Source organism: Sphingopyxis sp. BE259, assembly GCF_031457495.1.
Taxonomy (GTDB): domain Bacteria; phylum Pseudomonadota; class Alphaproteobacteria; order Sphingomonadales; family Sphingomonadaceae; genus Sphingopyxis.
The window spans coordinates 2,165,394-2,187,421 of record NZ_JAVDWM010000001.1 but is presented as its reverse complement, the minus strand read 5'-3'; the positions used below and the strand labels follow the sequence as shown (position 1 = coordinate 2,187,421).

The following is a 22,028-nucleotide window of genomic DNA, read 5'->3' as shown; positions in this document are numbered from 1 at the left end:
ACCCGGCATGTCTGCCATGAGCCAAGTCCTGAAATCACCTCCCGCCAACGTTTCGGATAGTCATCGACATGGGCCTTCAGCCATTTTTTCGGATGGTTTCTGTTGCAGCTTGACCGTGGAAGAGATTACCCCGGCTCCGTCCCGACCCATTGCCCGGAGAACCGGCGTGAAACGCTTTTACCTGCTAGCTTTCGTTCTGACGGCTGCACCGACCGTAGCGCAGGATCGGCCGCCTCCCAAAACGGAGACCGAGATCCTGGTGGTTGGCGAGCGCGAAAAGCAGGAGAAGCAAGCTGAGCTAATCAACGAATTCGTCCGCTCTCTCTCCACCGAGGGTTGGGACAGTCCGATGACTCGATTCGAAAATATTTGTCCGGGAGTCATCGGTCTTTCCCCAGCCCGGAATCGGGAAATCGTCGCGCGTATCCGCGCGGTCGCAACGGCCGCCGGCATAAAGGTAGCGGAGGAGGGATGTCGATCGAATGTCCGCGTAGTCGTAGTCCCCGACAATGAGGAGATGCTTAAGGCTTTGAAAAGCAAGCATCCGGTGCTCTTCCGTGACTATGATCGTCGGCCGGTGGAAATCGTCAAGGAAGACGGTCCCGTTACCGCGTGGCACGTCAGACAAAAGCTCGATCGGAACGGCAACACCTTGGAACCGAGCGCCAGCGGCATCACATCAATATCCTTCGATGGCGCATCGCCGCGCGTCCTCGCCCTATACCGCCCGGTAGCGATGGGCGCGATGATCCTGATCGAACAAGAAGGGTTGATCGGTCTCACGACCACGCAGATCGCCGATTATGCCGCGATGCGCGCACTCACCACGATCTCTCCGCATCGACTGTCGCGTAGCAATGCACCGACCATCCTGCGCGTGATGAGCAGTAAGATCGGTGACGACACGCCCCTCTCGCTGACGCAATGGGACCTTGCCTTTCTCAAGAGCGCGTATTCCGTTCCGCCTTACAGCTATTCCAGTTCCCAGCGCGACCGCATCCGCCGAGCGATCATAAAGGAACTGGGCGCGACGGGCAGCGAATAGGTGCGGCTGTCCAGCGGAGACCGCAAACGTCGCTGCCGCGCGATGTGCAGACCGCTGCGTGCGAGCAGCTCTAAAATCTTTCGGTCGAAAGGATGCTCTGTCGCAATTAGCCTGGCGAACTTTGCGTCCGGTCACGTCCCTCCGCCATTCGCTTCGCGAACGGTCCCCCCTTGGGCTGCGCCACAGGGCGGATTTTCTCATGGTCGTCATCCCGGACTTGATCCGGGGTCCATGAGCCCCCGCACTGCCCTGAGACGCGAAGGCAGATGGATCCCGGATCAAGTCCGGGATGACGACGACATTAGGGCAACTCCCCACCCCAAAGTGGACTCACCCTCCGAGCAACGCCCTCGTTGCCGCCGTGACGTCATGCTGGCGCATCAGGCTTTCGCCGACGAGAAAGGTTTTCACGCCGCTGGCCGAGAGGCGTTGGCAATCGGCGTGGGTGGCGATGCCGCTTTCGCCGACCAGCAGGGTATCGACGGGAACCAGTTTGGCGAGGCGTTCGGTGACGCCGAGGTCGGTTTCAAAGGTGCGAAGGTCGCGGTTATTGACGCCGATCAGGCGCGATTTGAGTTTGTTTAGCGCGCGACCCAGTTCGGCTTCGTCATGGACTTCGACGAGCACGTCCATGCCGCGATCGATCGCGGCGGCTTCGATGTCCTGCATCGCGCGGTCGTCGAGCGCGGCGACGATGATCAGGATCGCGTCGGCCCCGATCGCGCGCGCTTCGGCGACCTGCCAGGGGTCGATCATGAAATCCTTGCGCAACGCGGGGAGGTGGCAGGCGGCGCGTGCGGAGACGAGATAGTCTTCGTGGCCTTGAAAATAGGGGGCGTCGGTGAGGACCGAGAGGCAGGCGGCGCCGCCTGCCGCATAGGCGCGGGCGTGATCGGAGGGGTCGAAATCGTTTCGGATCAATCCCTTGGATGGCGATGCCTTCTTGATCTCGGCGATCAGCGCATAGCCGCCCGCGTCGATTTTCGCCTGCAACGCGGCATGGAAACCGCGCACCGGTCCCGCATCGATGGCGTCGAGGTCGGCGACGGTGCGCCTCGCGCGGCGCGCGGCGACTTCTTCGGCCTTGGTCGCGAGGATTTGGGTGAGTTTGTTCATTTATACGCGATCCAGCAGTTGAGCAGCGCGTTCGCCAGACCCTTGTCGATCGCTTCGGCGGCTTCCTCGACGCCGTCGGCCAGCGTTTCGGCAGCGCCGGCGATCACGAGCGCCTCGGCGGAATTGTACAGGACTGCATCGCGATAGGCGCCGGGGGTGCCTTGCAGCAATTCGCGTAGCGCCTTCGCATTGTCGGCCGCGTCACCGCCGCGGATCGCCGAAATCGGGTGGGTGGGGAGGCCCGCGTCGGCGGCCTGGCTGCGCTGCATGAACACGCCTTCGGCATTCACCACCGCAACCTCATTGCCGCCCGCGAGCGACAGTTCGTCGATCCCCTCGTCGCCCGACACGACGCGCGAATGCTCGGTTCCCAGTCGGTGCAAGGCCTCGGCATAGACGGGGACATAGCCGGGGCGCGCGATGCCGATTAGCTGGCGGGTGACGCGCGCCGGGTTGGCGAGCGGGCCCATCAGATTGAAGATGGTGCGGCGCGCGAGTCGGGTGCGGATCGGTTGGATGCGCTTCATTGCCGGATGATGGTTGGCGGCGAACAGAAAGCAGATGCCAAGGTCGGCGAGCGTTGCCTCGGCAAGGCGCCCGGCGCGCTCCATGTCGAGGCCCAGCACTTCGAGCGTATCGGCAGCGCCGGATTTAGAGGAAGCGGCGCGATTTCCGTGCTTTGCAACCGGAACCTCGCACGCCGCGACGACGATGGCGACCGCGGTCGAGACGTTGAGCGTGTGATGACCGTCGCCGCCGGTGCCGCATACGTCGATCGCGCCGACGGGGGCGTCGATGGGGATCAGCCGGTCGCGCAGTGCCTGCGCCGCCGCGGCGATTTCGACCATGGTCTCGCCGCGATCGGACAGCGCGGTGAGGAATTCGGCGATCTGGTCCTCGCTGGTCCGCGCGTCGAGAATATCGGCAAATGCCTGCGCCGCCTCGTCATGGTCCAGCAGGTGCGCCGGGTCGGGGAGCGGGCCGAAGCGGTTCATGCGGCCTGGCGCGCCCCGACCGGCAGACCCGCGGCGGTCATGAAATTGGCCAGCATCGCGTGGCCATGTTCCGTGGCGATGCTTTCGGGATGGAATTGCACCCCGTGGATCGGCAGCTCGGCGTGGCGGAAGCCCATCACCGCGCCGTCGTCGCTCGTCGCGTTGATGATCAGGCAGTCCGGAATGTCGACGACTTCGAGGCTGTGGTAGCGCGTCGCCTGAAACGGCGAAGGCAGGCCGGCGTAAAGCCCGCTACCGTCGTGGCACACCGGTGAGGTCTTGCCGTGCATCAGATGGCCGCGCTGGACAGTGCCGCCGAAATGCTGGCCGATCGCCTGATGGCCGAGGCAGACGCCGAGCAGCGGGCGCGCGGTGTCGGCGCAGGCGGCGACGAGATCGAGGCTGATCCCGGCTTCGTTCGGGGTGCAGGGGCCGGGCGAGATCAGGATGGCGTCGGCGCCGGTGGCGAGGGCTTCGGCGGCGGTCAGCGCATCGTTGCGCTCGACGCGCACGTCGGCGCCCAGCTCGATCAGATAATGAACGAGGTTGAAGGTGAAGCTGTCATAATTGTCGATGACCAGGATCATGGGGGTGGGCCGTAATGGGTGAAGGGGCGCGAGTGAAGCAATAAGTCCTTTTGCGGGGACGAGACGGGATTTTCAGGTCGCGATTCGCCCCATGGCTTCGCCACAGGGAGGATTGGTTACTCCGCCATCAGCTTCGCCAGATCATCTTTCCAGAATTTGGCCCAGGTGTGGGTGCCGTGACCCTTGGTCTCGGGACTGGCGGGGATCAGGATGAACTTGGTGGTGTTCATCCGCGATGCCGCCTGTTCGGTGATGCCGTAGGCGGGCGGGTTGATGAAATCGTCGGCTGAGTTGATCCACAGCGTCGGGACATTGATCTTTTCGAGCAGGGGCCACGGGTTGTAGGTTCGCGAGCTATCGAGCTGATAAATGGTATCATTGGCGTCGTTGCGGCCATAGGTGCGCGCGAAGGCTTCGTCCTTGTACTTTTCCGCGGCTTCGCGCGTCGGATATTGCACTTGCAGCGCATAGGGGTTGGCGCCCGCGATCAGGCTGAGCGAGGCGGCGGTGCGCAGGCCCGCGGCGGGCGGCGACGTGTAACTGCCACCCTGCCAACGCGGGTCGGCCTTGATCGCGTCGATCGACAGCGTCCGCCACATACGGTTCTGTCCCGCGATCTCGACCGGCAGGCAGGCAAAAGGCGCGAGCTTTTCGGCAAAGCCGGGGCGGGTGGTGCCCCAGACAAAGGCGTGCATGCAGCCCATGGAGGTGCCGAGGATCAGCTTGAGTTTATGCACCCCCAGTTTTTCGGTGAGCATCCGGTGCTGCGCGGCGACCATGTCGTCATAGTCATATTGCGGGAATTTCATCCTGAGGCCGTCGCTCGGTTTCGACGAGCCGCCATGGCCGATATTGTCGGGCAGGATGACGTAATATTTCGCGGTGTCGAGCAGCTGGCCGCGGCCGAACAGTTCACTGGCAAATTGCGGCTGGAAGAATTGCTTGCCGGTGCCGCCGGTGCCGTGGAGGATCATCACCGCATTGGTGACATGCCCCTTCGCATCGCGCTGCGGCGTGCCGAGCGTCGTATAGTGCATCTTGAGCTCAGGCAGTTTTTCGCCGCTGGCGAAGGCGAAATCCTTGAGGATTGCGTCGCCTTCCGCCGCGCCCGCAGGCGTCGGCGTCTGGGCGTGGGCGGGAACGCTGGTGAGCAGCAGGGCGAGTGGGGCGAGGATTTTGCGCATGGCGCGACGCTAACGCCCGCCCGGTTCAGGTCAAGCTATTGCCCATATCCCGGGGTTCCCGCCAGCCGCACCGCTTCGCGGGCGGCGGCGAACAAGGCGCCCGCCTTGGCCTCGCACTCGCGCTGCTCATAGGCGGGGTCGCTGTCGGCGACGATGCCGGCACCCGCCTGGACATGCATTTCGCCGTCCTTGACGATCGCGGTTCTGAGGACGATGCAGCTGTCCATATTGCCGTCGGGCGCAAAATAGCCGACGCCGCCCGCGTAAGGCCCGCGCGCGTCAGCCTCTAGTTCGGCGATGATCTGGCAGGCGCGGACCTTGGGGGCGCCGCTGACGGTGCCCGCGGGAAAGCCCGCGAACAGCGCGTCGATCGCGTCCTTCTCGGGGGCGATGCGGCCGACGACGTTCGACACGATGTGCATGACATGGCTGTAAAATTCGACCGTGTAGCTGTCGGTGACGACCACGCTGCCGCCCACCGCGGCGCGGCCGACATCGTTGCGGCCGAGGTCGAGCAGCATCAGATGTTCGGCGCGTTCCTTGGGATCGGCGAGCAGGCTGTCGCGGTTTTCAACATCCTCGGCGCTGGTGCGGCCGCGCGGGCGGGTTCCAGCAATCGGGCGAATGGTGATCTCGCCGTCGCGGACGCGAACCAATATCTCGGGCGACGATCCGATCAGCGCAAAGCCGGGCAGGTCGAGGAAATAGAGGAAGGGCGAGGGGTTGATGCGGCGCAGCGCGCGATAGAGATCGAACGGCGGCAGGTCGAAGGGGGTCGAGAAACGCTGCGACAGCACAACCTGAAAAATGTCGCCCGCGGCGATATAATCCTTGGCGGCGGCAACCATCGCGGCGAACTGCGCGGGGGTGGTTGCGGCATGCGGTCCGATGTCGGCGGGGAGCGCCGCGGTAATCGCGCGGTCGGCGTGGACGTTGGCGCTGGACAGACGTGCGGCGATGCTATCGAGCCGGTCCTGCGCCGCCTCGATCATCCGGTCGATCGCGCCGTCGGGATCGGGCCAGATGGGCGCGATCAGGAACAATTCGTCGGCGAGACGGTCAAAGACAAGGATCGTCGTCGGGCGCACGAAGATCATTTCGGGCAAGCCGAGCCCGGTTCCCGGCGCGCGCGCGATGCGCTCGACCAGCCCGATCGTTTCATAAGCGAAGAAGCCGACGAGCGTCGCCAGCGCCTTGGGCAGGCCATCGGGCACGTCGAAGCGGCATTCGGCGCCGAGGTCGCGCAGCGCCTGAAGCGCGGGGGCAGAGAGCGGCACAAAAGCATCGCGGTTGCGGCGCCAGTCGCGGTTGATCCGCGCCGCGTCGCCGGTGACTTCGAACATCAGGTCGGGGTCGAGTCCGATCAGGCTGTAGCGCCCGCGCGTTTCGCCGCTTTCGACCGATTCGAGCACCCAGTCGCCGCGTCCCGGCTCGATCAGCTTGAGCGCCGCCGACACCGGGGTTTCGACATCGGCGATCAGCCGCTGCCACACGACTGCGCCGCGGCCCTGTGCCAGCGCTTCGAGCGCGGCAGCTCTGCCCTCCAGGCTCACGCCCTATTCGGCGACCGGCGCGGTGCCGGTGAGTTCTTTGCGCAGCTGTTCGACGAGATCCTTGTTGATCGTCACTCCGGCGCGGCGCTTGGCTTCGCGGGCCAGCTGCTCGACCAGTTCGTTGCCAAAGGCCGGGGCGAGCGGCTGGGCAATACCGGCAACGCGGGCCGGATCGATCGATTTGGGATCGGGCCGCTGCACATCGGCGAGCGCGATCACCATCCACCCGCGATTGCCAGGAATTTCGAGCGTCTTGACGCTGTCCTTGGCCATCGAAAAGAGCAGCGCGAGTTCGGGCGGAACCGGCTTGCCGCCAGCGCCCAGTTCGGCGCGGCGACCGCCAATGGTCTGAACATTGCCGATATTCGGTCCCGCTGCCGCGACCGCGTCGGGCAGGCTTTTGCCACCTTCGACCGCCTTGACGATCGCGCGGGCCTTGTCGCGGGCGATCTTTTGCCCTTGCGCGAACCGCCAGTCGGTCAGCAGATCTGCGCGGATCTGTGCAAAGGGCGGCGGCGCCGCGGCGATGATCGATTTCACCGCATAGACGGCGAATTTTTCGTTTTCGACCAGCGTCGCGAGCTGGCCTTCGCCTTCGGATCCGCCCTGGAACGCCTGGCTCACCAGTGGCGCGAGTTCGGGCGCCAAGGCAAAGGCAGGCTGGCCGGGCACACGGCCGCTGGGCAGCAACGCCGGTGTCGTGGCCAGCGCGAGCTTGCGGTCGGCGGCAATTTCCTCGATCGCCGCGCCGCCGTTCACCGCATCCTGAATTGAATTATAATAATCGACGATCGCTTCATTGGCCTTGTTCTTGCCAAGCTCGGTGCGAATGTCGGCGCTGGCGTCGGCCAGGCTGCGCGCCGGGCGCGTCGTGACATCCTCGACCCGCGCGACGCTCCAGCCCAGACCGGTCTGGATCGGACCGATCAGGTCGCCGCGCTTGGCGGCAAAGGCGGCCTTGGCGGCAGCGGCGGTGCTGGTTGCGGCATAAGCCGACTGGGTCAGATCGCCGGTCGTCGAAGCCGACAGACCGGCGGCCTGCGCCGCAGCGGTCAGCGGGGTTCCGCCGCGCACCTTGGCCGCAAGCGCGTTCGCCGTCGCCTGATCCGGAACGATTACCTGAGCGAAACGGCGCGTTTCACTGGCGGCGAACTGACTGGCATTGTCCTTGTAAACCTTGGCGATTTCGGCATCGGTCACCGCCGGAACGGGCACCGCCGCGCGGTCGAACACCGCATATTGGATTACGCGCCGCTCGGGCACCGTAAATCTTGCAGCATTCTGCGTCAGATAGGTTTTCAGTGCCGCGTCGCCGGGATCGGCGGTGGGCGCGAAGGGGCTGGCGGGAATGAAGGTGGCCTGACCGCGGCGCTGTTCGAGCAGCAGCGCGGCATAGGGCTGTGCTATGCCGGGTGCGATGCGCGGCATGGTGGCGATCGGCGCCGCGATCTGTTCGATCAGCAATTGCTGACGCAAGTCGCGGCGGAGCTGCGCCTCGGTCATGCCGTTTTCGCGCAGGAAATTTTCAAAACGGGTCTGGTCAAAGCTGCCCGATACACCGGCAAAGGCCGGAATGTCGGCGATACGGCCGTCGATCAGCCGTTTGCTGACCCCAAAGCCCATTTCGGTGGCGAACTGGTCGAACGCCAGTCCCTCGACAATCTGATCGAGCACCTGGTCCAGCCCGCCTGATTCGACAAACGCCGCCATCGTCATTCCGGGCTGGTTCTGCCGTGCCTGATTATAGGCCAAGCGAACGCGATCGCGCAGCTCGCCGACGCCGATTTCCTCACTGCCCACCTTGGCAACATTGGCGCCGCCGATGCCGCCAAAGGTCGAATTACCGGTCACATCGCTCAGCGCAAACGCGACGCCGATAAAGGCGACGAAGCCGAGCGCGAGGATCTTGCCGAGCGTCGAGGAAAACATGCGGCGGATAGCGGTAATCATGGAGCGGGCAGTCTTTCGGCGGGGCGCAGGAATACGCGTTTGGGCGATGCTTTAGGCGCGAGCCCGCATCGCATCAAGGCGAGATGGGGGTTTTTCGCATCGACCTGTGGCGGCTTGCCTATCGCCCCCGCCCGCCGCTAGGGCGGTCGGATTATCCGAACAGCGGGAGGGACGCGGCAATGGCACGGCGCAAATATGTTGTCGGCAACTGGAAAATGAACGGGCTGGCGGCGGCGATCGCCGACGCGCAGGCGATTTTTGCCGCGGCAGCGGAGCATCCCGGCGTCGATGTCGCGCTTTGCCCCCCGTTCACGCTGATCGGCGCGATGGTTGCGGCGGCGCCGGGCGCGGCGATCGGCGGGCAGGATTGCCACAGTGCTGCGGCGGGCGCCTTCACCGGGTCGGTTGCCGCGCCGATGCTGGCTGACGCCGGGGCGCGGCTGGTGATCGTCGGGCATAGCGAGCGGCGCGAAGGGTGCGGCGAGGGGGATGCCGATGTCCGCGCCAAGGCGGAGGCCGGCTTGGCCGCCGGACTTTCGGTCATCCTGTGCGTCGGCGAGCCGCGCGGGGTCCGCGAATCGGGCGGCGCGATCAATTATGTGCTGGCGCAGATCGCCGGATCGGTGCCCGATGATTTTGCCGTCGATCGGCTGGCGATCGCTTATGAACCGATCTGGGCGATCGGCACCGGGCTGGTGCCGACGGTCGCCGATGTCGCCGCGATGCACGGCGCGATCCGCGGCGCGCTGGCGGCGCGGTTCGGCGGCAAGGCCGAGGAAATGCGGTTGTTGTACGGCGGGTCGGTGAATGGCGATAATGCCGCCGAGTTGCTGGATGCGGGCGATGTCGACGGGGCACTGGTGGGCGGGGCAAGTCTGACTGCGGCGAAGTTTGTGCCGATCGTGGCGGCGGCTGCGGCCTTATAGTCCGTCGCCCCCGCCTTCGCGGGGGCGACGGGTTTGGTTCGTGGCGACTTCGCACGAACGGGGTAGGTAGGCGCGATCAAGCACGCTGTGGCTTGAAGCGCAGCCGCTTCATCTCTATGTGCGCCGCGGGCGTGGTCCGTGTGAGGCAGCGCAAGTTCGGGAAAATATGATGTCCAGCCTTTTCACCTTCATCCTCGTCCTGCAGGCGCTGGTCGCTGCGGCGATGATCGGCGTCATCTTGATGCAGAAGTCGGAAGGCGGCGGTCTGGGCGTCGGCGGCAGCCCCGCGGGCTTGCTCTCGGCGCGCGGCGCGGCGGATTTCATGACCCGGGCGACGACCGTCCTGGCGTGCCTGTTCGTCGGTCTGTCTATCGTCCTGGCGGCGATGGCGTCGGTCGGGCGCGGCGGATCGACGATCGACACTTCGCTGTCGAAAACGGCGCAGACCAGCGGCGCTGCCCGGGCTTCGTCGCTGACTGCTCCCGCGCAGCCCGCCCAAACCGCACCGGCGGCGGCGACCCCCGCTCCGGCGAGCGATGATCCGCTGGCCGCTGCTGCGGCTGCGGCGGCGAAGCAGGAAACTGCCCCGGCTCCGGCGCAGGCACCCGCCACCAAATAAACATCGGCTGCGGTCGGCGTTCCATCCCGCGCGGCGGAAATTATTTCCGCGTCACGCGATTCGACGGCTTGCGCCGTCCCCCTCCCGTTGAGTAAGTCTTTCCTCCCATGGCGCGGTTCATTTTTATCACCGGCGGCGTGGTCTCCTCGCTTGGCAAAGGTTTGATGGCGGCTAGCCTCGCGGCTTTGTTGCAAGCGCGTGGCTATCGCGTCCGGATTCGGAAATTCGATCCCTATCTGAACGTCGATCCGGGCACGATGTCGCCGTATCAGCATGGCGAGGTCTATGTGACCGACGACGGGGCCGAGACCGACCTCGATCTGGGCCATTACGAGCGCTTTACCGGCGTCGCGGCGCGGCAAAGCGACAATATCACCTCGGGCCGCATCTATCAGCAGATCATCACCAAGGAACGCCGCGGCGATTATCTGGGCGCGACGGTGCAGGTCGTCCCGCATGTGACCGACGCAATCAAGGCGTTTGCGCGCGCCGAACTCGACGATCTGGATTTTGTGCTTTGCGAAATCGGCGGCACCGTAGGTGACATCGAATCGCTGCCGTTCATCGAGGCGATCCGCCAGCTTCGCAACGAGGAAGGCCGCGACAAGACGCTGTCGGTCCATGTCACGTTGGTCCCGTACATTGCCGCCGCGGGCGAGCTGAAGACCAAGCCGACGCAGCACAGCGTGCGCGAGCTCGCCTCGCTCGGCGTCCAGCCCGAAATCCTGCTCTGCCGCTGCGAACGGCCGCTGCCCGATGGCGAGCGCGCCAAGATCGCGCAATTTTGCAACGTCCGCAAAGAAGCGGTGATCCCGGCACTCGACGCCGACAGCATCTATTCGGTACCGGTGCAATATCATGGCGAAGGGCTGGACAATGAAGTGCTGCGGCATTTCGGCATCCCTGATGCGCCCGCGCCCGACCTGTCGCGCTGGTATGACATCATGGACCGCAAGCAGCATCCCGAGGGTGAGGTCACGATTGGCGTCGTCGGCAAATATGTGTCGCTGCCCGATGCCTATAAATCGCTCAATGAGGCGCTGGTCCATGGCGGCATGGCGCACCGGGTGAAGGTCAATATCCGCTGGCTCGACGCCGAGATGTTCGAGCGCGACGAGGATCTGGCCGCCAATCTGGAACCGCTGCACGGCATTTTGGTCCCCGGCGGGTTCGGCGAACGCGGGTCGGAGGGCAAGATTTCGAGCGTGCGTTTCGCGCGCGAGCGCGGCGTTCCGTTCTTCGGCATCTGCCTGGGGATGCAAATGGCGTGCATCGAAGGCGCGCGGAACACCAGCGGCATCGCCGACGCGTCGAGCACCGAATTCGGCAAGACCGACGAGCCGGTCGTCGGCATGATCACCGAATGGATGAGCGCCGAAGGCCTGCAACAGCGCGGCGCCGACACCGATCTGGGCGGGACGATGCGGCTGGGCGCTTATGACGCCAAATTATCGCCGAACAGCCATGTCGCGGCGGTCTATGGCGCCAGCGACATCAGCGAACGCCACCGTCACCGCTACGAGGTCAACGGCGCCTATCGCGACCGGCTGGAAAAGGGCGGGCTGGTGTTCTCCGGCATGTCGCCAGACGGTATGCTGCCCGAAATCGTTGAAAGACCCGACCATCCGTGGTTCATTGGGGTGCAATTCCATCCGGAGCTGAAATCCAAGCCGTTCGATCCGCACCCGTTGTTCGCGGGTTTCATCGAAGCGGCGGTGAAACAGAGCCGGTTGGTCTGACCGTTCGGACAAAGGGGTTTAAGGGGCATGGATCACGCAAAACTCGCCGAGTTGCAGAGCCCCGACAGCATTTTTTCGGGACTGTCGGCCGAAGATTGGGCTGAGATCACCAGCCGCGCGGTCCAGGTCAATTTCGTCAAGGGCAAGGAATTGCTGGTCCAGGGCGATCCCGGCGACATGATGCTGATCCTGACCCAAGGTACGGCGCGCGTGTCGATGCTGACCGGCGGCGGGCGCGAGATCGTGTTGGCCTATGCCGAACCCGGAGCGGTGCTGGGCGAGATCGCCTTGCTCGACGGCGGCGAACGGACCGCATCGGTGACGGCCACGAGCGCCGGCAGCGCACTGCAACTCGGGCGTAATGCGCTCAAGGATTTTGCCGCAAGCCATCCCGAATTTACCTGGTCGCTGATGCAGCAACTCGCACGGCGGCTACGCACCGCCGACCAGACGATCGAAAGCGACCGTGCCTATGCGTCCGGGCCGCGGCTGGCGCGTTACCTGAAACGCCTGATCCGCAAGGATGTCGAGGCGTCACAGCGCGTGGAACTGAGCCAGACCGAACTCGGCAATTTTGCCGGGATGAGCCGCGAGCATATCAACCGTCAGCTGAAAAGCTGGGAGGAATCGGGCGTGATTTCGCTGGAGCAGGGGCGGGTGCGGGTGCTGGATGCCGTTATGCTGGAGGATATCAGCGAGAGCGAGGGGTAGGGGAGCGGCATAAAGCCCGTCTATCTTTCGTCGTCATCCCGAACTTGATCCGGGATCCACTGCTGCGCCCAAGTCATGGGCCCCGGATCAAGTCCGGGGTGACGATGCAGATGGAGACCAGGTAAGCGACGCTCCGCGCCGGAATCACAACGCCCGGGCCTCGCTTTGCAAGACCCGGGCGCGTGTGACGAACACTCGCCATCCCCCTTTGTTGCAGGCCCGGCGAAAGGCCTGCACTCCCTGAAACCGGGCCTTGGGGCCGCTTGATCCAGAAGCCATCGGGCTAGGCGCAAGCTGGCGGTTTGTCACCCTGTGGCAGCCATTCGGCGGCGCTTTTGGCCCCGGCTGTGGCCGATGTGCAACATATTCTGCGACTCGCTCGCAAGATGACGTCATGCCAGCGCCCATTGCCAGCGGTGGCGATGCCCCGTAAAGCCGCCGCATGCGTGTCAATCCCCATGCGCCGCCAAGGCGTGTCGCCCCATGATCCTGCGTCCCTACGAACGCACCATCTTCAAACGCTATATGCTGCCGCAGCGCGGCGAAGGGTTCATCTTCGTCGCCGCAGCGTTCAGCTTTGTCGCGGTAACGCTGGGCGTCGCGGCCTTGGTGATCGTGATGAGCGTGATGAACGGCGTGCGCGCCGACCTGTTCGACAAGATCGTCGGGCTGAACGGTCACGCGGTGGTGCAGGGCTTTGGCGGGCGGCTCGACGACTGGCGCGATGTGCTGAAACAGGCGAAGGCGACGCCGGGCGTTGTGTCGGCGACGCCGCTGATCGAGCAGCCTCTGCTCACCACCTTCAACGGCCGGGTCGAAGGGATTTTGGTGCGCGGGATGACGGTGCCCGACATCCGCAACAACCAGACGCTGGGCGGCAAGGTGTTGCAGGGCAATCTGAACACCCTGACCGCCAATGCGGGCAATATCGCGATCGGCAGCGAACTGGCGCGCAATCTGGGCGCGACGGTCGGATCAAATCTGACGATCATAAACCCGGCGGGGCGTTCGACGCCGTTCGGCACCGTGCCGCGCGAGATCAGCTACCGGGTCACTGCGGTGTTCGAAATCGGGGTCTATGACTTCGACAAAATGTACGTCGTGATGCCGATGGAGGACGCGCAATTGCTGCTGCTGACCGGCGACCAGATTGGGATGATCGAGGTGAAGGTCACCGATCCCGACGATGTCGACGCTACCTTGGCGCCGCTGAAGGAAAAGGTCGCGGCGCAGGCAGTGGTGTCGGACTGGCGACAGATGAACAGCAGCCTGTTCGAGGCCTTGTCGATCGAGCGCGTCGCGATGTTCGTTATCCTGTCGCTGATCGTGCTGGTCGCGGCTTTCAACATTGTGTCGTCGCTGATCATGCTGGTGCGCGCCAAGACACGCGACATGGCGATATTGCGCACGATGGGAGCGCCGCGCGATGCGGTGCTGCGTATTTTCATGTCGATCGGGCTGTCGATTGGGATCGCGGGGACATTGATGGGCATGGCGTTCGGTTTCGGGCTGCTGTATTTCCGGCAGGGCGTGCTGCGCGGGGTCGAATTTCTGACCGGCCAGCCTTTGTGGGATCCCTCGATCCGCTTTCTGACCGAATTGCCGTCGAAGCCCGACCCGTTCGAGATCGCGGGCATCGCGTTGATGGCGGTCGTGTTCAGCTTTCTCGCGACGCTCTACCCGGCGTTCAAGGCGGCGAATACCGATCCGGTCCAGGTGCTGCGTTATGAGTGACATGATCCTCGAGCTGACCGCGCTCAAGCGCAGCTTTACGCAGGGCGATGTCACGATCGACGTGCTGCGCGGGGTCGATGCGCATCTGAAGCGGGGCGAAATCGTCGCGCTGCTCGGACCGTCGGGGTCGGGCAAATCAACGATGCTGCAAGCCGTCGGGCTGCTCGAAGGCGGGTTCGACGGGACGATCCGCATCGATGGCGCCGACGTGACGCAATATGATCAGGGCGAGCGGACCAAGACGCGGCGCGAGAAGATCGGCTTTGTCTATCAGTTCCACCACCTGCTCCCCGATTTCAACGCGATCGAGAATGTCGTGCTGCCGCAGCTGATCCGCGGGACGGCGCAGGCCGACGCCGAGGAACGCGCGGCGGAACTGCTCGGACGGCTGGGGCTGGGCGAGCGGTTGCAGCACAAGCCGAGCAAGCTGTCGGGCGGGGAGCAGCAACGCGTCGCGGTGGCGCGGGCGCTGGCAAACCGGCCCTTGCTCGTGCTCGCCGACGAGCCGACGGGCAATCTGGATGAGGCGACCGCCGACCGGGTGTTCGACCAGTTCGTTTCGCTGGTGCGCGATCATGGCTCGGCAGCGTTGGTCGCCACGCACAATGAACGGTTGGCGGCGCGGATGGACCGCGTGCTGCGCTTGCACGACGGGCGGATAGAGAGTTAGGCTGGCTTCGAGGTTCGTCATCCCGGCGAAGGCCGGAATCTTTGCGGTGCGCTGCAAGGCGAGGGTTAGATCCCGGCCTTCGCCGGGATGACGATTAGTTTTAGGGGAGGGAGTTTTTATGAGCCTCTATGATTTTTCGGCGCCGCTGCCCGGTGGTGCGAGCCAATCGATGGCGGATTATCGCGGCAAAGTGCTGCTGATCGTCAACACCGCGTCGAAATGTGGCTTTACCCCGCAATATGAAGGGCTGGAGGAACTGTACCGCGATTACAAGGATCGCGGGCTCGAAATCCTGGCCTTTCCCTGCAACCAGTTTGGCGCGCAAGAGCCGGGCGACGCGGCCGAGATCGCCAATTTCTGCTCGCTGACCTATGATGTCAGCTTTCCGGTGATGGCGAAGATCGAGGTCAATGGCGACGGCGCCGATCCGATTTTCAAGCATCTGAAAAAAGAGCAGACGGGGCTGCTTGGGAGCGGGATCAAGTGGAATTTCACAAAGTTTCTGGTTGGACGTGACGGCAAGGTGGTGTCGCGGCACGCGCCGACGACGAAGCCCGAGCAGCTTCGGAAAGAGATTGAGAAATTGTTGGGCTGAACGCGCCGCCCACGCGAAGGCGGGGGCCGCTGGAGCGATGGCGTAAGGCCGATGGCGGCCCCCGCCTTCGCGGGGGCGACGGGTTTCACATTTCCGTCACTCTCCGCTTCCCAGAATCATTCGACCCGCATAGCGTCCCCGCATGGCCTACAGCCCCTTTGTCCCCCTGCGCGTCTTTTCCAGCTACACGATGCTCGAAGGGGCGATCGAGCCGAAGGCGATTGCCAAGGCGGCGCGCGAGCGGGGGTTTCCCGCGATCGCGATCTGTGACCGTAACGGGCTGTATGGCGCGATGGCGTTTGGCGATGCGTGCAAGGCGGCGGGGGTGCAGCCGATCGTCGGGGCGCTGCTCAGCGTTGCGCGGCCGGGGCAGCGGCTGGCGAACGGGGCGCCGCTGATCGACTGGCTGGCGCTCTATGCGCAGGATGGCACGGGGTACAACAATCTGTGCGCGCTGGTGTCGGCGGCGCATCTCGGGCGCCCGGTCGAACAGGAGCCGCATGTGCTGCTGTCCGACATGGCGGGCAAGACCGACGGGCTGATCTGTCTGACCGGCGGCGGCGAGGGCGCGCTGACGCGGTTGCTGGCGGGCGAGCAGGTGACCGCGGCGAACGACTATGTCGAACAGTTGGAGGCATTGTTCGCCGGGCGGCTGTATGTCGAACTGTCGCGGCGCGGCGATGCGACCGAAATGGCGGCGGAAGGGGCGCTGATCGATCTGGCTTATGCGCGCGCGCTGCCGCTCGTCGCGACCAATCCGGCGAGTTTTGTCGAACCGCAATTCCATCCCGCGCACGACGCGATGCTGTGCATTGCGCAGTCGGCTTATGTCGAAAGCACCGACCGGCGGGTGAGCAGCCCCGAGGCATGGCTGAAGCCCGCCGAGGCGATGGAGGATGCGTTTTCGGACCTGCCCGAGGCGATGCGGAACAGCCTGGTCGTCGCGCAGCGGTGTGCGTTCATGGCACCCAACCGTGCCCCGATCCTGCCCAGCCTGGCCGGTGACCGCGAGGCGGAGGCGGCGCAGTTGGCGCGCGACGCGCGCGACGGGCTCGATGCGCGGCTGGAAGTCTATGCCGACCTGTCGGATGACGAGCGCCAGACCTATATCGACCGACTGAATTTCGAGGTCGGGGTGATTACCCAGATGGGTTTTCCCGGTTATTTCCTGATCGTCGCCGACTTCATCAAATGGGCCAAGATGCACGACATTCCCGTCGGGCCGGGGCGCGGGTCGGGCGCGGGTTCGGTGGTCGCATGGGCGCTGACGATTACCGATCTCGATCCGCTAAAACTGGGGCTGCTGTTCGAACGCTTCCTTAATCCCGAGCGCGTGTCGATGCCCGATTTCGACATCGATTTCTGCGAAACGCGGCGCGGCGAAGTCATTCGCTATGTGCAGGAAAAATACGGCCGCGATACTGTCGCGCAGATCATCACCTTCGGGAAGCTGAAGGCGCGCGCGGTGCTCAAGGACACTGGGCGCGTACTCCAGATGAGCTATGGTCAGGTCGACCGGCTGGCGAAGATGGTGCCGAACCATCCGACCGATCCGTGGACGCTCGAACGCGCGCTGAACGGCGTCAGCGAGCTGATGACCGAATATAAGCAGGATGACGGGGTGCGCCGCCTGTTCGACATGGCGCGCCAGCTCGAAGGGCTGCCGCGGCACAGCTCGACCCACGCCGCGGGCGTGGTGATCGGCGACCGCCCGCTCGACCAGCTCGTCCCGCTCTATCGCGATCCGCGCTCGGACATGCCGGTGACCCAGTTCGACATGAAATATGTCGAGAGCGCGGGGTTGGTGAAGTTCGACTTTCTGGGTCTGAAAACGCTATCGGTGCTGAAAGAGGCGCGGCGGTTGCTGGCGCTGCGCGGCATCGACGTCGATCTTGACATGCTGCCGTGGGAAGATGCCGAGGCTACGCCAAAGGTCTATGAGCTGCTCCAGCGCGGCGAAACGGTAGGAGTATTCCAGCTGGAATCCGAAGGGATGCGGCGAACGCTGTCGGCGGTGAAACCGACCAATTTCGGTGACATCATCGCACTCGTCGCGCTCTATCGCCCGGGGCCGATGGACAATATCCCGCTGTTCGGGGCGCGCAAGAACGGGCGCGAGGCGATCGCCTATCCGCACCCGCTGCTCGAAGGCATTCTCGCCGAAACCTATGGCATCTTTGTCTATCAGGAACAGGTGATGCAGGCGGCGCAGATCCTGGCGGGTTACAGTCTGGGCGGCGCCGACCTTTTGCGCCGTGCGATGGGCAAGAAGGTCCAGGCCGAAATGGACGCGCAGCGCGACACCTTTGTCAAAGGGTGCGGCGAGCATAACCAGATTGCGCCGAAGGCGGCGAACGAGCTGTTCGATTTGATCGACAAATTTGCGGGCTATGGTTTCAACAAGAGCCATGCCGCCGCCTACGCGCTGCTGTCATATCAGACGGCGTGGCTGAAGGCACATTATCCGCACGAATTTTTCGCCGCGTCGATGTCGTTCGACAGCCATCAGACCGACAAACTGTCGATCTTTATCGACGACATGCGCCGGTCGGGCATCGCGGTCGCACCGCCGTCGATCAACGACAGCGAGGCCGATTTCTCGGTGGGCCAGAGCGGCGACGAACTGATGGTGCGCTTTGCACTCGGCGCGCTGAAGGGGGTCGGCGAACGTGCGATGCAAGCGCTGGTCGCCGAGCGGCAGGCAAAGGGCGATTTTGCCAGCCTCGACGATTTCGCCAGCCGGATCGATCCCAAGCTGCTCAACCGGCGCCAGATCGAGGCGCTGGCGGGAGCGGGTGCGTTTGACGGGGTCGAACCCAACCGGCCGCGGGCTTATGCGGGGGCCGAAAGCCTGCTCGCCTGCGCCAATTCGTCGGCGCATGAACGATCGACCGGACAGGGCGGCTTGTTTGGCGGCGACATCGACGTCGCCCCGGTGCTGCAACTGCCGACCGCCGAACCCTGGACACTCGCGGAGCGGATGACGCGCGAAAAGGAGGCGTTCGGCTTTTACTTCTCGTCGCACCCGGTCGAGCAATATGAAGCGATTGTTGCCGCGCGCGGCGCGCGGACCTATGGCGACATCTGCTCCCAGGTCGAAATGTCGCCCGGCACGCGCATTCCGATGGTGATGGCGGGGATGGTCGAAAACGCCAAGGCGCGCGTGTCGCAGCGCGGCAACCGGTTCCTGAACCTGACGCTGTCCGACCGCAGCGGGCAATTCCAATCGAGCTGTTTCGACGAGCAGACGTGCAAGCTGCTGGAGACGCTGGCGGTCGATGGCGGCTGTGCAATGCTGTCGGTCGAACTCGACCTGCTCGAAGGCGAAGAAACGCCGCGCGTGACGGTGCGCGGGGCGCAGCCGCTGGCGGAGATCGCGGCGACCGCGGCGCTGGAGCTGACCTGCCGCGTGGCGCAGCCCGAGGCGATCACCGAGATGGCGCGGCTGCTGGAAAAGCGCGACGATGCGCGCGGGCGGGTGATTGTCGTGACCGAGGATGCGGCAACCGGCGATGACATCCGCATCAACCTGGGGCGCGGCTTTGCACTGGGGCCTGATGTCGTGGCGCGGTTCGAAACCATTGTCGGGATCAGCGAAGCCGCGCTGTCGCTGGTCACCCCGCGCGATTTTCGAGTGCGCTAACCCCGCTTGGTGCTTGCGCGAAACGCGTTCCTCGCCTTATTCCTGAGGCAAACATAGAGAGGAATGCCCGAAATGTCCGGAATGCAAAGCCAGCCGTTGCTGGTCACCAGCCTAATCGACCATGCCGCGCGCGAACATGCGGGGCGCGAGATCGTGTCGCGCTGGGCCGACGGCAGCGTCACGCGATCGAACTGGGGCGAGGTCGGGCATGACGCGCGGCGCTTTGCCGCGGCGATGGTCAAGCTGGGGATGCAGAAAGGCGACCGCATCGCGACGCTGGCGATGAACCATGGTCATCATTTGGTCAGCTGGTACGGCAGCGCTGGCATGGGCGGGGTGTTGCACACGGTCAACCCGCGGCTATTCGACGAGCAACTGGTCTATATTATCAACCACGCCGAAGACCGCGTGCTGCTGTTCGACGCGATGTTCCTGCCGATCGTCGAGCGGCTGCGCAGTCAATTGCCGACGGTCGAGCATTTTGTGCTGTTCGATGCCCCCGCGCAGGACGGTTATCTGGCATATCGTGACCTGATCGGCGCCGAGGATGGCAGCTTTCAGTGGGCCCGCCTCGACGAGCGCGATCCGGTTGGCCTCTGCTACACCAGCGGCACGACGGGCAATCCCAAGGGCGTGCTGTACGAGCATCGCTCAAACGTCATCCATGCGATCACCGAAATCCAGCCCGATGTGTTCGACATGTCGAACCGCAGCGTGATCCTGCCGATCGTGCCGATGTTCCACGCCAATAGCTGGGGCATTCCTTTTGCGGCGGCGACGGTCGGCGCCAAGTTGGTTTTTTCCGCCACTAACGACGCCGCGGTGCTGTGCGACCTGATGCACAGCGAGGGCGTGACGCACAGCGCCGGGGTGCCGACGGTGTGGATCGCGATGTTCGCGCATATGGACCAGGCGGGCATCGATTACGGCAAGCTGCACCGCGTCATCATTGGCGGCTCCGCCTGTCCGCGCGCGATGATCGAACGGTTCATGAAGGCGGGAATCGACGTCGGCCATGCGTGGGGGATGACCGAAACCAGCCCGATCGGGACGATGGGCAAGCGCCCGTGGAACTGGGACGAGATGAGTTTCGACGAGCGCGTCGATGTGGTGGCACGGCAGGGCTGTCCGCCGTTCGGGGTCGAACTGCGCATCGTCGATGACGAGGATCAGGAACTGCCGCGCGATGGGATGAGCAGCGGGCGGCTCCAGTGTCGCGGCCCGTGGATCATCCAGCGCTATTTCAAGGCCGATGCCGATGCTGCCGACGCCGACGGCTGGTTCGACACCGGCGACGTGTCGGTGATCCACCCCGACGGGGTCATGCAGATCACCGACCGGGCAAAGGATGTCATCAAGTCGGGGGGCGAATGGATTTCGTCGATCGAGCTGGAAAATGCCGCGGTGGGCGCGCCGGGGGTGCAGGAGGCGGCGGCTGTGGGCGTGTATCATCCCAAGTGGGACGAGCGACCGATCCTGTTGATCGTACGGAAACCGGGCGCCGATGTCAGCGAGGCGAGCATCGTCGAATATCTGAAGGACAAGATCGCCAAATGGTGGCTGCCTGACGAGATCGTGTTTGTCGATGAATTGCCGCACACCGCGACGGGGAAGATTTTGAAGCGGCAGATCCGCGATGATTACAAGGATTATAAGCTGAAATCGTTGGCGGGGGTGTAAAACACTTCGTCATTGCGAGCGAAGCGAAGCAATCCAGCGTCGCGTAAACCGCTCTGGATTGCTTCGCTTCGCTCGCAATGACGAGGACTAGAACAACTCCATCTGTCCATCCCGCTCGGGCGGCCTGAACAAATCTGACCGCAGCGGCGGGAATCTGCGGTCCATCCCATGCTCCCTCGCCGCGCGCTTAACGCGGGCGCGAATGAGCTGCGCCCACACGCCCTGGCCCTTCATGCGGGTGAAGAACCCGGCGTCATTGTCGCGGCCGCCGCGGATGTCCTGCACCATATGCATCACCTTGTCGGCGCGGTCGGGGTAGTGGGCGGCAAGCCACGCGCGGAAGAGGGGCGCGACTTCGAACGGCAGGCGCATCAGGATGTACGAGGCACGGATGGCGCCCGCCTGCGCCGCCGCTGCCATGATCGCCTCGATCTCGTGATCGGTGATTGCGGGGATGATCGGTGAGATATTGACCTGCGTCGGCACCCCGGCGTCGATCAGCTGGCGGATCGCGGCGAGCCGGCGTTTGGGGTGTGGGGCGCGTGGTTCGAGGGTGCGCGCTAGCGCCGGGTCGAGCGTAGTCACCGAGATTGCGACTCCGACCAGATTGTCGCGCGCCATGGCGGCAAGCAGGTCGATGTCGCGCAGCAGCCGGTCGGATTTGGTGGTGATGAGCAGCGGGTGGCGCGTTTCGGCGAGCACCTCGATCACCGACCGCGTGATGCCCCATTCGCGCTCGATCGGCTGGTAACCGTCGGTGTTGGTGCCGATCGCGAGCGGTGCGGGGGTGTAGCCGCGCTTGGCGAGTTCGGCGCGCAGCAGCTTGGCGGCGTCGAGCTTGGCGAACAGGCGGCTTTCGAAATCGAGCCCCGGCGACAGGTCATGGAAGGCATGGGTTGGGCGCGCATAGCAATAGATGCAGCCATGTTCGCAGCCACGATAAGGGTTGATCGAACGGTCGAAGCCGATGTCGGGCGACGTGTTGCGCGCGATGATCGTTTTGGGATGCTCGACCGTGACGGTGGTGCGCAGCGGTGATGGGGCGCCGTCGATGATCTCTGCGACATCGAGCCAGTCGCCGTCGGCCTCGCGATCGAGCGATCCGGTGCGCGTCGGGCGCGGGTTGGCAGGGGCGCCGCGGCCAGCGATCGGGGGGAGGGGTTTGGCGGGTTCCACCGAGCTAGTTTATCGCTGCAGTGAGAACAAATAAAGAACAATTCGTCAATCGAGGCCAGCATCGTCATGCCGGACTTGATCCGGCATCCATTCCAGCGCCGCCGT

Annotated in this window: 17 protein-coding genes; 10 read left to right on the top strand and 7 right to left on the bottom strand. The window is 64.4% G+C overall.

Features of this window, described 5'->3' with window-relative positions; genetic code table 11:
* The first annotated feature begins 166 nt into the window (after positions 1 to 166).
* A complete protein-coding gene (locus J2X44_RS10565; RefSeq protein ID WP_310083524.1) occupies positions 167 to 1,045 on the top strand; it encodes a hypothetical protein in 879 nt (292 codons plus the stop codon).
* A 330-nt stretch (positions 1,046 to 1,375) separates the two neighbouring features.
* On the opposite strand, the gene trpC is transcribed toward J2X44_RS10565, so the two are convergent.
* From trpC to J2X44_RS10535, 6 genes are all read right to left on the bottom strand, one after another.
* Entirely contained in the window at positions 1,376 to 2,161 is a 786-nt protein-coding gene (gene trpC / locus J2X44_RS10560) for an indole-3-glycerol phosphate synthase TrpC (RefSeq protein WP_310083521.1), read from the bottom strand.
* Positions 2,158 to 3,156 carry an anthranilate phosphoribosyltransferase gene (trpD, locus tag J2X44_RS10555; RefSeq protein WP_310083519.1) on the bottom strand — a complete coding sequence of 333 codons (999 nt, stop codon included), beginning with the start codon at positions 3,154 to 3,156 and terminating at the stop codon, positions 2,158 to 2,160. Before trpD ends, trpC begins: the two co-directional genes overlap by 4 nt.
* Positions 3,153 to 3,743: an aminodeoxychorismate/anthranilate synthase component II gene (locus J2X44_RS10550; protein ID WP_310083516.1), complete on the bottom strand. Its 591-nt coding sequence runs from the start codon at positions 3,741 to 3,743 to the stop codon at positions 3,153 to 3,155. Before J2X44_RS10550 ends, trpD begins: the two co-directional genes overlap by 4 nt.
* Positions 3,744 to 3,859: 116 nt before the next feature.
* Complete coding sequence (locus tag J2X44_RS10545; protein ID WP_310083513.1) at positions 3,860 to 4,927, bottom strand: alpha/beta fold hydrolase; 1,068 nt, start codon at positions 4,925 to 4,927, stop codon at positions 3,860 to 3,862.
* 35 nt (positions 4,928 to 4,962) lie between these two features.
* Positions 4,963 to 6,480 (bottom strand): chorismate-binding protein, encoded by a 1,518-nt coding sequence (locus tag J2X44_RS10540; protein WP_310249273.1) that lies wholly within the window; start codon positions 6,478 to 6,480, stop codon positions 4,963 to 4,965.
* A 3-nt stretch (positions 6,481 to 6,483) separates the two neighbouring features.
* Positions 6,484 to 8,430 carry a SurA N-terminal domain-containing protein gene (locus tag J2X44_RS10535; RefSeq protein WP_310083507.1) on the bottom strand — a complete coding sequence of 649 codons (1,947 nt, stop codon included), beginning with the start codon at positions 8,428 to 8,430 and terminating at the stop codon, positions 6,484 to 6,486.
* Positions 8,431 to 8,609: 179 nt separating this feature from the next.
* Here J2X44_RS10535 and tpiA point away from each other — a divergent pair, with 179 nt between their 5' ends.
* The 9 genes from tpiA to J2X44_RS10490 all read left to right on the top strand — a co-directional run bounded on the left by tpiA (position 8,610) and on the right by J2X44_RS10490 (position 20,747).
* Positions 8,610 to 9,356 carry a triose-phosphate isomerase gene (gene tpiA / locus J2X44_RS10530; protein WP_310083504.1) on the top strand — a complete coding sequence of 249 codons (747 nt, stop codon included), beginning with the start codon at positions 8,610 to 8,612 and terminating at the stop codon, positions 9,354 to 9,356.
* Between the two features lie 166 nt (positions 9,357 to 9,522).
* Positions 9,523 to 9,975, top strand: a complete 453-nt coding sequence (secG, locus tag J2X44_RS10525) for a preprotein translocase subunit SecG (RefSeq protein ID WP_310083501.1) — start codon at positions 9,523 to 9,525, stop codon at positions 9,973 to 9,975.
* A 107-nt stretch (positions 9,976 to 10,082) separates the two neighbouring features.
* Positions 10,083 to 11,714 (top strand): CTP synthase, encoded by a 1,632-nt coding sequence (locus J2X44_RS10520; protein ID WP_310083492.1) that lies wholly within the window; start codon positions 10,083 to 10,085, stop codon positions 11,712 to 11,714.
* 27 nt (positions 11,715 to 11,741) lie between these two features.
* Entirely contained in the window at positions 11,742 to 12,425 is a 684-nt protein-coding gene (locus tag J2X44_RS10515; RefSeq protein WP_310083491.1) for a Crp/Fnr family transcriptional regulator, read from the top strand.
* A 483-nt stretch (positions 12,426 to 12,908) separates the two neighbouring features.
* Positions 12,909 to 14,159 (top strand): lipoprotein-releasing ABC transporter permease subunit, encoded by a 1,251-nt coding sequence (locus J2X44_RS10510; RefSeq protein WP_310083488.1) that lies wholly within the window; start codon positions 12,909 to 12,911, stop codon positions 14,157 to 14,159.
* Complete coding sequence (locus J2X44_RS10505) at positions 14,152 to 14,829, top strand: ABC transporter ATP-binding protein (RefSeq protein ID WP_310083486.1); 678 nt, start codon at positions 14,152 to 14,154, stop codon at positions 14,827 to 14,829. Before J2X44_RS10510 ends, J2X44_RS10505 begins: the two co-directional genes overlap by 8 nt.
* A gap of 118 nt (positions 14,830 to 14,947) precedes the next feature.
* Positions 14,948 to 15,424 carry a glutathione peroxidase gene (locus J2X44_RS10500; protein WP_310083483.1) on the top strand — a complete coding sequence of 159 codons (477 nt, stop codon included), beginning with the start codon at positions 14,948 to 14,950 and terminating at the stop codon, positions 15,422 to 15,424.
* Positions 15,425 to 15,566: 142 nt separating this feature from the next.
* A complete protein-coding gene (gene dnaE / locus J2X44_RS10495; protein ID WP_310083482.1) occupies positions 15,567 to 19,067 on the top strand; it encodes a DNA polymerase III subunit alpha in 3,501 nt (1,166 codons plus the stop codon).
* Positions 19,068 to 19,148: 81 nt separating this feature from the next.
* Entirely contained in the window at positions 19,149 to 20,747 is a 1,599-nt protein-coding gene (locus J2X44_RS10490; protein ID WP_310087007.1) for a long-chain fatty acid--CoA ligase, read from the top strand.
* A gap of 87 nt (positions 20,748 to 20,834) precedes the next feature.
* Here the strand turns inward: J2X44_RS10490 and J2X44_RS10485 are convergent, their stop codons facing one another.
* A complete protein-coding gene (locus J2X44_RS10485) occupies positions 20,835 to 21,923 on the bottom strand; it encodes a PA0069 family radical SAM protein (RefSeq protein WP_405053362.1) in 1,089 nt (362 codons plus the stop codon).
* Positions 21,924 to 22,028 lie beyond the last annotated feature (105 nt).